Annotated in this window: 11 protein-coding genes; 6 read left to right on the plus strand and 5 right to left on the minus strand. The window is 38.4% G+C overall.

Going from position 1 to position 12932, the window contains the following annotated elements:
• Nucleotides 1-34: 34 nt before the first annotated feature.
• The 4 genes from pyrR (at nt 35) to ACFOSX_RS10060 (ending at nt 2927) form a co-directional block, all read left to right on the plus strand.
• The gene (gene pyrR / locus ACFOSX_RS10045) at nt 35-574 is read left to right on the plus strand and encodes a bifunctional pyr operon transcriptional regulator/uracil phosphoribosyltransferase PyrR (RefSeq protein ID WP_386100122.1); all 540 of its coding nucleotides are present in this window, start codon (nt 35-37) and stop codon (nt 572-574) included.
• A 91-nt stretch (nt 575-665) separates the two neighbouring features.
• Nucleotides 666-1595 carry an aspartate carbamoyltransferase catalytic subunit gene (locus ACFOSX_RS10050; protein WP_386100125.1) on the plus strand — a complete coding sequence of 310 codons (930 nt, stop codon included), beginning with the start codon at nt 666-668 and terminating at the stop codon, nt 1593-1595.
• 4 nt (nt 1596-1599) lie between these two features.
• Nucleotides 1600-1932, plus strand: coding sequence for a ribonuclease Z (locus tag ACFOSX_RS10055; RefSeq protein ID WP_386100128.1), 333 nt, complete (start codon nt 1600-1602; stop codon nt 1930-1932).
• Nucleotides 1933-2021: 89 nt separating this feature from the next.
• Complete coding sequence (locus ACFOSX_RS10060; RefSeq protein WP_386100131.1) at nt 2022-2927, plus strand: ribonuclease Z; 906 nt, start codon at nt 2022-2024, stop codon at nt 2925-2927.
• On the opposite strand, the gene ACFOSX_RS10065 is transcribed toward ACFOSX_RS10060, so the two are convergent.
• Both ACFOSX_RS10065 and ACFOSX_RS10070 read right to left on the minus strand, forming a co-directional pair.
• Nucleotides 2924-3337, minus strand: coding sequence for a hypothetical protein (locus ACFOSX_RS10065; RefSeq protein WP_386100134.1), 414 nt, complete (start codon nt 3335-3337; stop codon nt 2924-2926). The two genes, ACFOSX_RS10060 and ACFOSX_RS10065, sit on opposite strands and share 4 nt — an antisense overlap.
• 155 nt (nt 3338-3492) lie before the next feature.
• The gene (locus ACFOSX_RS10070) at nt 3493-3903 is read right to left on the minus strand and encodes a hypothetical protein (RefSeq protein ID WP_386100137.1); all 411 of its coding nucleotides are present in this window, start codon (nt 3901-3903) and stop codon (nt 3493-3495) included.
• 63 nt (nt 3904-3966) lie between these two features.
• Between ACFOSX_RS10070 and pdxH the strand changes: the two genes are divergently transcribed.
• Together pdxH and ACFOSX_RS10080 are read left to right on the plus strand one after the other, a co-directional pair.
• Nucleotides 3967-4614 (plus strand): pyridoxamine 5'-phosphate oxidase, encoded by a 648-nt coding sequence (pdxH, locus tag ACFOSX_RS10075; RefSeq protein WP_386100140.1) that lies wholly within the window; start codon nt 3967-3969, stop codon nt 4612-4614.
• A 195-nt stretch (nt 4615-4809) separates the two neighbouring features.
• Nucleotides 4810-5307, plus strand: a complete 498-nt coding sequence (locus ACFOSX_RS10080; protein ID WP_386100143.1) for a CAP domain-containing protein — start codon at nt 4810-4812, stop codon at nt 5305-5307.
• A 625-nt stretch (nt 5308-5932) separates the two neighbouring features.
• Here ACFOSX_RS10080 and ACFOSX_RS10085 read toward each other — a convergent pair.
• The 3 genes from ACFOSX_RS10085 to ACFOSX_RS10095 form a co-directional block, all read right to left on the minus strand.
• Nucleotides 5933-7837, minus strand: a complete 1905-nt coding sequence (locus ACFOSX_RS10085) for an OmpA family protein (protein WP_386100146.1) — start codon at nt 7835-7837, stop codon at nt 5933-5935.
• Nucleotides 7838-7848: 11 nt separating this feature from the next.
• On the minus strand, nt 7849-8769 hold the full coding sequence (locus tag ACFOSX_RS10090) for a PorP/SprF family type IX secretion system membrane protein (protein ID WP_386100149.1): 921 nt from the start codon (nt 8767-8769) through the stop codon (nt 7849-7851).
• Between the two features lie 13 nt (nt 8770-8782).
• Nucleotides 8783-12932: HYR-like domain-containing protein (locus ACFOSX_RS10095; RefSeq protein ID WP_386100152.1), on the minus strand; the 4150-nt coding region annotated here is incomplete at its 5' end.

Consider the following 12932-nt stretch of genomic DNA (forward strand, 5'->3'; position numbering starts at 1 on the left):
TGTAACTTTGTTCTCCAAATCCGTTTGGACGTTTATGAGTCAGAAAGTATTACTTAATGCTAAAGAAGTAAATATCATTCTTCATCGATTGGCTTGTCAACTTATTGAAAATCACAACGACTTTTCCGAAACAGTTTTAGTAGGCTTACAGCCTCGAGGTAAGTATTTGGCGAACCGTTTGGCCCAAATGCTTAAAACCGATTACAAGGTCAAGAATTTAAAACTCGGCCATCTAGACATTACATTTTTTAGGGATGATTTTAGACGAAGCGAAAAAATCCTAGAGGCCAATACCACAACCATAGATTTTATAGTAGAAAATAAAGACGTCGTTTTTATTGACGATGTATTGTATACAGGCCGTAGCATCCGAGCGGCGTTGACCGCTATTCAAAGCTTCGGTCGACCAAACAATATAGAATTACTCACTCTAATCGACAGACGTTTTAGTAGACACTTGCCAATACAACCTAATTATAGAGGTCGCCAAGTCGACGCCATTAATAACGAAAAAGTGATTGTCAATTGGGAAGAAAATGAAGGTGAAGACGTAGTGTATTTGGTGAGTCGATAGGGAAGACATTAGAGTTGAGAATTAAGAAAAGAGATATTATATATTTAAACTAGCAGATTGAAGTCTGCGACTGAACACTGAATACTAGACAATGAGCGAACTGAGTGTAAAACACTTATTAGGAATCAAATATCTCACACCACAGGATATTGACCTTATTTTTGAAACGGCAGACCAATTTAAAGAGGTCATTAACCGCCCGATTAAAAAAGTACCCTCACTTCGTGATATTACCATTGCCAATCTCTTTTTTGAAAATTCTACGCGTACCAAATTATCTTTCGAACTTGCCGAAAAGCGCTTATCTGCTGACATTATTAATTTCTCAGCTTCACAGTCCTCGGTAAAGAAAGGGGAAACCTTAATCGATACCGTAAACAATATCCTCTCCATGAAAGTGGATATGGTGGTGATGCGTCATCCCAATCCAGGAGCAGGTGTATTTCTCTCAAAACATGTCAACGCAAGTATCGTCAATGCAGGTGATGGCGCGCATGAGCATCCTACGCAGGCTTTGTTGGATTCCTATTCCATACGAGAAGCTTTAGGTTCCGTAAAAAGAAAGAATGTGGTTATTGTTGGAGACATCTTGCACAGTCGTGTGGCCTTGTCTAATATTTTTGCACTCAAACTACAAGGTGCCAATGTTAAAGTCTGTGGACCAAGGACCCTAATGCCAAAATATATTGAATCGCTTGGTGTTACGGTAGAAACCAACTTACGAAAAGCATTGGAATGGTGTGATGTTGCAAATATGCTCCGTGTACAGAATGAACGTATGGATATTTCGTACTTCCCAACCACCCGCGAGTATGCCCAACAATACGGTGTAACCAAAGAACTCTTGGACAGTCTAGATAAACAAATTACCATCATGCACCCGGGACCGATTAATCGCGGTGTAGAGATTACTAGTGACGTAGCGGATTCTAAGCAATCCATTATCCTAAATCAGGTAGAGAATGGCGTAGCTATTCGTATGGCGGTGATTTATCTCTTGGCATCCAAAATAAAACATTAGAATTATGATAGTTGACTATGACGGTAATATCTGCATTATCACGCAGGAAAAGGCAACCGTAAAAACCTTGGCCAATAATCTAGAAGTAGGGTACCACAAGTACAAAAACTACCATCTTATTATTAATCTATCGAGTTTAGAATCAATTTCGTTGGAAGAAATTGTAGAATTCCTAAGATTGAATAATACGCACAGAGCCGATAAAAAATCCTTTGTTTTGGTGTCTGATAAAGTTAATCTTGACGAAATGCCAGATGAAATAGTCGTAGTGCCGACTCAACACGAAGCCTACGATATTATTGAGATGGAAGACATTGAACGCGATTTAGGTTTTTAGAACCTACAGTTGTTTGTCGCAAGTTGTTGAGCTGAACAAGGTTTCTAAACAACTTAACGCCTAAACAACAAACAACTAAACAACATTTAATGAAATTGACCATTCTCGGTTGCCATAGTGCAACGCCACGCACAAATACAAACCCAACCTCTCAAATTCTCGAAATTAAGAATCACATGTTTATGATTGATTGCGGGGAGGGGACACAAGTAGCCTTGCGTCGCAATCGTGTTAAGTTCTCTAGGATAAAGCATATTTTTATTTCGCATTTGCATGGTGACCATTATTTCGGTCTGGTCGGCTTAATCAGTACGTTTAGATTGCTGACACGAGAGGCCGACCTTCATATTTATGCACCAAAAGGTTTAAAGGAGGTAATTACCCTTCAGATGAAACTCTCAGATTCATGGACTAATTATCGCTTGTTTTTTCATGAGTTGAGTTCCAAAAATTCAGAATTGATATTCGAAGATGACCAGGTCGAAATACATACCATTCCCTTAGACCATCGCATTTACACCAATGGTTTTCTTTTCAAAGAAAAAGAAGGAGAACGTAAATTGGATATCAACAAAGCTAATGAAGCGAATATCAATAAAGCCTATTTCAGAAAGTTAAAGCAAGGCGCAGATGTACATAACGAAGATGGCGTTCTGATTGACAACAAAAAAGTTACCTCTCCGCCAAAGCCATCAAAAAGCTATGCCTTTTGTAGTGATACGGCGTATAATCCAGATATGGTGCCTTTAATACAGAATGTGGACGCCCTTTATCACGAATCTACTTTTGTAGAAAAACATAAGGAACTCTGTAAACCAACAAAGCACAGTTCTGCCAAAGAAGCGGCGAGTATTGCTAAAATGGCTAATGTAAAACAGCTTATTTTGGGGCATTATTCCACGCGCTATGATGACTTATCGGTTTTTAAGACAGAAGCCCAAGAGATTTTTGCTAATACAGAACTGGCATTAGATGGAAAAACGTTCGAGATTTAGTTCAGTTCTTTCAATGTTGAAATCCATTCTACGGCTTCATCTAAGTTACTCGCACGTTTAATACTAATGGACGCTAATTCTTTTTCAAGCGTGGCGCTCATTGCCGTAGATTCTCTATAACTAATAATTGAAGCGGCGACAAGTATATTGTCTTCAGCATCAAAATAAGACCATAGAATTGGGTCGATAGAATAGTTGTTGATGCGGTTGGCGATATAGGCTAATTTTTTTCGACTTCCGTAATGGGTTATTAAGGACTCAATTAAAACGGCTACTTTTTCAGTGTCAATATGTTCACCTTCGTGGACTTCCATAACAAAGTAGTTGTCGAGTAAAAAATAGTTGCCAAATGGCAGTTCTATTCTCTGGTAGGGTTGTGATTTAGCGATTGGGGACGCTTCAAATTTCATGAATTAATTTTTGCGCAATTTAGAATAAACTTATTTTAAAAACTCTATTCAATCTTTGCTAATTGTATCAATTTAGAAACAATTAATATCATTATTAATTCGTTTTTTTGAGAGTGCAATTGGTGGTGATTCATGCAACTGATTAAGACTTCGATTTATTTTTTAAAACGCTGTGCCCACAAAACGGCATCTTCAAGAGAATTAAAAAGCAAAATGTCTTCAATAAAAAAGCGATTTTCTAAACTCGCATTTAATGTAGACATGGTATTATAGGCAACTACACAGCTGGAGCATAGTAAGTCAGGATACTTTTTAAGTACACGAGTCCAATTTTGAGGCTCTACAGAATAAGAATGTATTCGGTTTGCAATTAAATTCAATTTTGGACCTTCGCCATAATGTTTTATGATTTCTTCTGCTATTATATCGGCCTTATTAAAATCAAAATGAACACCTGCATTGAGCTCTCCAATTACGAAAGAATCGCAGAGATAGTAGGTGCCAAATTCTAGTTGTAGCTTATGGAACTTTAAATTTGTATAAAGAGTAGAGTTTTCGAATTTCACTGTAACTTTGTAAGTAGGTTATAATGCAAATAAAGTAAATTCTAGATTTTAATCTTATCTAATATGGAACAAGATTTAAGTTCATATAGAAAATCATACGAAAAAGGAGAACTGTTAAAATCTGAAGCTCCAGAAAACCCGATAGAACTCTTTAGGGATTGGTTTATGGAGGTAGATAGACATTTTCCTGAAGACGAATCTAACGCCATGACCATTTCTACCATTGGCTTGGACGGCTTTCCTAAAAGTAGGGTAGTGCTCCTTAAAAAATTCAATGAAGAGGGTTTTGTGTTTTATACCAACTACAAGAGCGAAAAAGGGAGAGCCATAGAAGCTAACCCAAATATTTGTCTTTCTTTCTTCTGGCACGGCGCAGAACGCCAAGTCATAATTAAAGGAATTGCTGAAAAGCTAGCAGAAAATTTGAGTGACGGTTATTTTGAATCACGCCCAAGAGGAAGCCAACTCGGAGCCATAGCATCAGACCAGAGTACAGTTGTAAAAGACCGAGAAGAACTAGAAAGCCGTCTGAAAGCATTAGAATCCCAATTTAAAGACAAAGATATCCCTCGACCATCCTATTGGGGTGGATATCTTGTAAAGCCGATAGAAATTGAATTTTGGCAAGGTCGCCCCAATCGTCTTCATGATAGGTTGCGATATAAATTAGAGTCTGATTTCGGCTGGAAATTAGACCGACTTTCACCTTAATATGAAACTGAGTTAAAAAGCGCATAAAGCCGATTAAGTGCTATTTTTTTGCTTTTGAAACTGCATTTCATCGATGAAATGCATTTAGAAACGATTAAATGTATGTTTTTAATCGATTTTAACATTTCATTAACAGTCTTTATTGAAATGTCCTAGTATGTTAGTAATCCCAAATCTTACTTAACCTACTTAATTATGAAAAGAGTTACTCTGATGCCTCTTTTGGCTATAGTCGCTATTTTGAACTTCACCTCATGTTCAACGGAAACATTTCCAGAAGATGACATCAAAGCAGTTGAATTAAAAACACCACCTCAAGCGAAAGAAATTGAAATAGAAATTTTGGAACTGATTAATGAGTACAGAATCCAAAATGGAATGAACGCTTTAGGAAATCACGGTACAGTAAAGGCTGTTGCTTACACGCACACCGACTATATGATTGAGGTAGATGATGTGTCCCATGACAATTTTTATCAGAGAAAATTGAGCCTTCAGCAAAATGCTGATGCACAAGTTGTATCGGAAAATGTAGCTTATGGCTTTTCCTCTGCAGAATCAGTAGTCAATGCTTGGTTAAATAGCCCAGGACATAAAGACAATATTGAAGGCGACTTTACTGATTTTGACATATCTGCCGAAAAGAATGAAGAGGGAAAGTGGTATTTTACAAATATGTTCATCAAACGCTAAATTTCACTGTTTTCAACATAATTACTTATGGTATAACCACGCATTTAGCGTGGTTTTTCTTTTTAAGCTTTTTTCCTTGAAATTATTTTGATTATAAATTTTATGGGATTGAAGATATCTAGTAAAACCCCTACAGTCAAAATACGAATATATCTAAATTATTGCTTGGAATCGAATTTTGCAGTTTTGTCGTTTAGATTTCAAACTAGAGCTATCTAAATATGATTTGAAGTTTTTTATTAGTCTTACCCATTCAATATTAAAAGTCATTGGGCATTCATGTGTGTTTATGATGTCTATATCATTCAAGTGTTAATTGAGTATCTGTAGAGCTGTCTTGTAATGTATTGAGATGCTCAACCGTATAAGCAGGTTCCAATTCACTTCGAAAGTTACTGATAGACTAAATCATTTGCGTTAATGTTAAAACTAATCGCATATATAGGTATTAAGGGTTTGAAAGTGTGTTGAGACTAGCGGTCAGCTTTAAGATTAAAAGCCACAGAAAGTCATTGCTATCCTGTAGGGCACTTGATGCTCTAATACTAATACATTAATTGTATAACAATACAAAAGCCTCCGCAAAGCGGAGGCCATTATGATAAGTTCTAAATAACTGGCGATCTTAATCTTCCAAGATATAGAAGTAAGAACGTCTGTTAAGCTGGTGTTCCTCTGGCGTACACTTAACGCCATTAGAGCATTTGTTGAGCAGTTGTGTCTCACCATAACCTATGGCCGACTCAATCCGATCCTCTGAAATACCTCTAGAGTATAAGTAATCTCTTGTAGATTTCGCTCTTCTGTCAGATAATTTCATGTTATAACGGTCACCACCTCTACTATCCGTGTGGGATTCAATCTTTATCACCATTTCTGGATGTGCTCGCATTACGTCCACAATATTCTCTAATTCGTACTGAGCATCCGTTCTAATGTTCCACTTGTCGAAGTCGAAAAAGATTGGGTTAATAACAATCTGATCCGTATCTATTAGTGGTTCTAACTGAAGATCAGCAACGTTATTCTTTTCATTGGTGTCATCGGTTAGAACGGTCTTCTGATCCTCACGGTAATCTGGCTTACTACCTGAAATTGTGTAGGAACGCTCACACAAAACAGTGAATGTATACGTACCATCTTCTGTAGTTTCAACCGTTTCAAGGACTTTACCCTCTTCGTCAATTAATCTAACGCTTACACCGGCAAGCGGCTCACCAGTCTTGCTGTTTGCAGCGGTACCAGTTATAGCTTGCTCACATAAATAAGCATTGAAACCATAGATATCGTCAGACCCTTTACCACCTTCACGATTAGAAGAAAGGAATCCCATTTGTGTTTCAGTATCTATACTATAGGCAAAATCATCATAACCTGAGTTATATGGTTCTCCTAAGTTTTTACTTTCTGCAGAACTGTCATTTAAAATATTTGAGCTGTAAATGTCTAACAATCCAAAATTTAAAAGTCCATCAGAGGAATAGTAAAGCGTATTATCTTTTGCTACGAACGGGAAAAGCTCACGCCCGGCAGTGTTAATATTAGGGCCCAGATTTCGTGGTTCAGCGTAGGTACCATCTTCATTGATATCTACAACATAAAGATCCGTTCCTCCATAACCGCCTTCACGATCAGATGCAAAATAAAGCTGTGTGTTATCTGAATTTAATGTTGGGTGACCTGTTGAGAATTTATCAGAGTTGAATGGTAATTCCTGCGGATCTTGCCAAACACCATCTTCCATAACCGCTTTATAAATTTTTAAATTGGTCGTACCATCACGTGTATACTCCAAACGGTTCTTTTTAGTCACATTATCTCTTGTAAAATACATAGTCATTCCATCATTTGAAATGGCTACTGAAGCTTCGTGATAATCCGTATTGATTTTACGTGAAGCTAGTTTGGTAGCATTTCCAAAACCTCCAACTTCTCGCATCTCAACTTGATAGATTTCTAAAAAGGGTTCTAAATTCCAATCGTATTTTTCAGAAGACTTATCACGGCTAGACGCAAAGTACATAACGTTATCTTTCATGAAAGCGCCAAAATCTGAAAGCTCTGAATTAAACTCAAGGTTATCGAGCTTAACTATAAGACGTTCATCGTATTCCGGTGAGATTTTCTTGATATCGAAATCTTCATCGATAAATGCTTGCATATCTGGATTAGCCTCTTGTTGCGCCTTTAACTTCATGGCCCATTCTTCAGCTTTTTCATATTGTCCTGTACTTACCAAAGACTGGATATATCTATAGGTTTGCTTAGGAGACATGTCTTTTTCATAACCGTCAACTGCGAGCTGATAATATTTTGCAGCATCAGCAGTTTTCGAATTGTTATAGTACGAATCTCCTAATCGTGTTAGGACGTGTAAAGAAGAATCACCATCTTTTAATACTTCTTCGTATAGTTCTATGGCCTTGGCATATCCGTAATTCTTAAAGAACTTATCAGCGAGCTTTTCTTGAGCAAAGCCGAAGGATATTAACATTAAGGCTATTAGGGTTAAAAATCTTGTTTTCATCATGATTTGCTTTTTTAGAAGTATCTAGGAGATTTAATTCTTGTGCTTTTAAATACTTCGAATATAAGTATGACTTCGTGTGTACCGCTAGAGTTAACTCTAATTTCTGAGTTGTCGTACTCATAGGCATAGCCAACACGAATTTGTTTTGAAACTTGAAAGTCTAAAATACCACCTAATGCTGATGTACCTTGGTTGAATCTATATCCACCACCAATCCAAAACTTGTCATAAAGTAAAAAATTCGCAGAAACATCGAAAGATAAAGGAGCGCCATTGGTGGCTTTCATCAAAACAGATGGTTTTAATTTGATATCTTCAGATAGGTCAAAAACATAACCGGCAGTTGCATAATAACTTAAACGCTCAAGTGCTTCAAAATCATCTTCACCATTATAGTCTGATTTTAAAATTCGAGGCGACGATAAACCAAGATACCAACGATCACTGTGCCAATAAACCCCAGCACCAAAATTTGGTTTCCAACGATCTTCAAATCCAAATATTACTTGATCGTTTGCACCCTCAGAAGCTTGATAATCTCCATCGAGAGTATAGCTAGTCATACCAGCTTTTAATCCAAATGCCAACTTAGAATTTACACCCGTTTGAATTGTGTATGAAAAATCTCCATATAAATAAGTAAAATTTTCAAAGCCTAATTCATCATTAATAAAAGAAAAGCCCACACCCACCTTCTCATTTTTAAGAGGTGCGTGGATTGATAAAGTTTGTGTTTGTGGTCCACCATCTATCCCAACCCACTGACTTCTGTGAAGTCCTACTGCACTAAATGTGCCTCTAGAACCTGCATAAGCGGGATTGATCGATACAGTATTAAACATGTACTGTGTGAACTGTGGCAACTGTTGGGCATGTATAGCCAAAGTGCTCAGTACAATCAGCGCGCTGATATAAAATCTATTTAACTTCATAGGTATCAGTTTTTTATTTTGTTACAACGTAGATTGGACCTGTAAATGGCTGTAATCCACTGTTTTTAAGATTAATAACATAGAAATATGTGCCTGTCGGGACAACGTTAGAACTACCTACAGCATTGCTGTGTGCTTGTCCACTCCAATCGTTTTGGTAGTTGCTACTTTCATATATTTTAGCACCCCAACGATTAAATATTCTTAAATCAATTTCGAATCCACATAATTCAATACCTTCAACTGTAAAGAATTCATTTACTAAGTCACCATTTGGAGTAACAGTTTTAGATATTACAACATCTTCACGTCCACAGGCTAATACCACACAGTCATCATTGATGTTTATGATTACATCAGTAGAACTTGAGCAATCACCGTCAACGGTGTACGTAAATACGTAGTCTCCTAAGCTAGATTGGTCAAATGAACCATCTTCATTAAGTAAACTAGAAGGATTGAATAAGCTTCCGTTAAGAACCGCATCACTAGAATTTGAAGTCCAAGTACCGCTAAAATCAACATCTCCAGATAAGGTGCTAAATAAATCAAAATCAAAGTCTTCAGTAATACACAAGCTATTAGCATTATCTGGTATAAATGTAGCTCTAGTTACAGAGATGACTTGAGTAAAGCTCGCTTGGTTTCCACATCCATCGTCAACAGTCCAGGTTCTTATAATTTCATAATCTCCGTTTCCATTGTCTGCGGTAGAGTTTTCACTAAATGACACGTTAACAGTTTCTGAGCAGTTATCACTAAACTCTAAGCTAGGTGCCATAGGGATAGCGTCACACGATACTGAAATGTTAGAATCATAAGGTGTATCTAATACAGGGGCTGTGGTGTCTATAACCGTTATCGTTTGACTTACGGTTTCACTTGTATTTCCTGAACAATCAGTTGCAGTCCAAGTTCTAGTCACTACAGGCAGACCACAATCTCCAACAGTTTCAGTGTCTACAAAAGTAATCATTGGATCACTACTAGAGGCAGAACAAGAGTCTGATGCCGTAGGTGCTGTGAAAACTAGTTCACCAGTACATTCAATAGAATAATCGTCACCTTGACCTGCCAATACTGGCGCTGTAGTGTCAACATAAGTTAATGTCTGAGATACCGTTGCACTTACATTTCCTGAACAATCAGTTGCAGTCCAAGTTCTAGTAACAGACATCAAACCACAATCATTAGTGCCTTGCATGTCTTCAAAAGTAATCACAGGCTCAATATTCGAAGCCGAGCAAGAGTCAGAAGCCGTAGGTGCAGTGAAGACTAATTCCTCAGGGCATTCTACATTGGCATCGTCACCTTGACCAGAAAGTAAAGGAGCAGTAGTATCAATATAAGTCAATGTCTGCGATACAGTCTCGCTAACATTACCAGAACAATCTGTAGCCGTCCAAGTACGTGTCACGGCACTCAATCCACAGTCGTCTGTAGTTTCAGTATCCTGAAATGTAATCACAGGCTCAATGTTAGAAGCCGAGCAAGAGTCAGAAGCCGTAGGTGCAGTGAAGACTAATTCTTCAGGGCATTCTACATTGGCATCGTCACCTTGACCAGAAAGTACAGGAGCAGTAGTATCAATATAAGTCAATGTCTGCGATACAGTCTCGCTAACATTACCAGAACAATCTGTAGCTGTCCAAGTACGTGTTACAGCTAGTAAACCACATTCATCAGCTACTTGTGAATCCTCGAAAGTAATCACAGGATCAATATTAGAAGCCGAGCAATAGTCAGAAGCTGTAGGCGCAGTGAAGACTAATTCCTCAGGGCATTCTACATTGGCATCGTTACCTTGACCAGAAAGTACAGGGGCAGTAGTATCAATATAAGTCAATGTTTGCGATACAGTCTCGCTAACGTTACCAGAACAATCCGTAGCTGTCCAAGTACGTGTTACAGCTAGTAAACCACATTCATCAGCTACTTGTGAATCCTCGAAAGTAATCACAGGCTCAATATTAGAAGCCGAGCAAGAGTCAGAAGCTGTAGGCGCAGTGAAGACTAATTCCTCAGGGCATTCTACACTGGCGTCGTTACCTTGACCAGAAAGTACAGGGGCAGTAGTATCAATATAAGTCAATGTTTGCGATACAGTCTCGCTAACGTTACCAGAACAATCCGTAGCTGTCCAAGTACGTGTTACGGCACTCAATCCACAGTCGTCTGTAGTTTCAGTATCCTGAAATGTAATCACAGGCTCAATGTTAGAAGCCGAGCAAGAGTCAGAAGCCGTAGGCGCAGTGAAGACTAATTCTTCAGGGCATTCTACATTGGCATCGTCACCTTGACCAGAAAGTACAGGAGCAGTAGTATCAATATAAGTCAATGTCTGCGATACAGTCCCGCTAACATTACCAGAACAATCTGTAGCTGTCCAAGTACGTGTCACGGCACTCAATCCACAGTTATCTGTTGTTTGTGCATCTTCAAAAGTTATGTTTGGTGTATCATTACCCGAACAGATATCAGATACTGTAGGAGCTGTAAATACTAATTCTTCGGGACACTCTACATTAGCATCTGCACCTTGACCAGATAATACTGGAGGTGTATTGTCTTCAATTTCAAACTTAGCACTTGTTGTAATGAAGTTTCCACATTCGTCAGTAGCTGTAAAAATTACAATAGCACTTCCTGTTTCACCACAATCGTCACTTAGTCCAGTAAAATTGTTAGTCCAAGAAACAGTGCCACATAAGTCAGTTGCTGAAGCACCTGCGTTATTCGCTAACCAAGCATTAAGCTCATTTACATTTCCTTGACCGTCACATTCAACGGTTTGGTCTCCTGCAACAGGACTAATAGTTGGAGGTGTCGTATCTACTACTGTAATAATCTGAGTATCACTAGTTGTATTGCCACAACCATCTGTCGCAGTCCATGTTCTTGTTATTGTTTTTGTGTTACCACATTGTTCTACCACAGAATCACTTTCAGTAATACTTACGGCACTACAATCATCCGATCCTGTAGCTATACCTGTATTTGCACTAGATTCATCTGCTGAACACTCAATAGTAACGTCTGCAGGAACAGAAATACTAGGTGGCGTTGTATCTTGAATAAAATACATTGCTGTTGTCATGGAAGAATTTCCGCAAGCATCAGTTGCAGTAAATGTTACTGAAATTCCAGTTTGTGGATCGCACTGTAGTGAATCATCTTGTCCGTAATCATTAACCCAAGTGACTGCACTGCAATTATCAGTTGCTACAGCACCTCCATTTGAATCCAACCAATTTTGCAAAGCATTAGGGTCAGAAACACCGCATTCAATATTTATATCAGATGCTTGAGTAGTGATTGATGGAACTATTTCGTCATCAATTGTGATTATTTGAGAGCATGTCATCAAGTTTCCAGATTCATCTGCGATTTGATAAACTCTGGTTACTGTTTCAGGACATGTATTTCCATCACTATTTTCACTAAGTAATATAAAACTATTTTCATCTATAGCACAGTTGTCCGAGGCACTTCCACCAGCTAGAATGAATTCCGCATAACTAGCATAAGCCGGTTGTTCTGAAATATCACATACGGCTGTCAAGTCTGAAGGGCATGTAATACTAGGCGCTTCATTATCCGTAACCACAATCACTTGCGTACAAATAAAAGAGTTAGCTGGAGTTGCGTTATCCGTAAACGTCCATGTTATTGTAGTGCTTCCTAGAGGGAAAGGAGCATCAATAGAAGCGTTGTCACTTCGCGTACCTACCGCCGTAATCTGTCCATCACAATTGTCAGTAGCTATAGGAGGTGTTACATTGGTATCGTTTACACAATTGTCATCTGCATCAAAATTTAATTGATTTAATGACGAACAATCAAATACAGGAGCTTCGTTATCGGTTACGACCACATCAAAGCTACATTCGGCAGTTAAACCTGCAGTATCGGTAACTTCGAAAGTCACGGTTGTAGTCCCAACAGGGAAAGCGCTACCAGAGGCAGGCCCAGCAGTTTGAACAACTGAAGCTACGCCACAGTTATCATCTCCCGTAGGGGTTGCGAAAGTAGCCAGGGCAGAACAGTTACCTGCGTCTACGTTTAGGTTAATATCGGCAGGACAAGAAATTGTCGGAGCTTCGTTATCGGTTACGACCACATCAAAGCTACATTCGGCAGTTAAACCTGCAGTATCGGTAACT

This window comes from Winogradskyella maritima (assembly GCF_042650215.1).
Taxonomy (GTDB): domain Bacteria; phylum Bacteroidota; class Bacteroidia; order Flavobacteriales; family Flavobacteriaceae; genus Winogradskyella; species Winogradskyella maritima.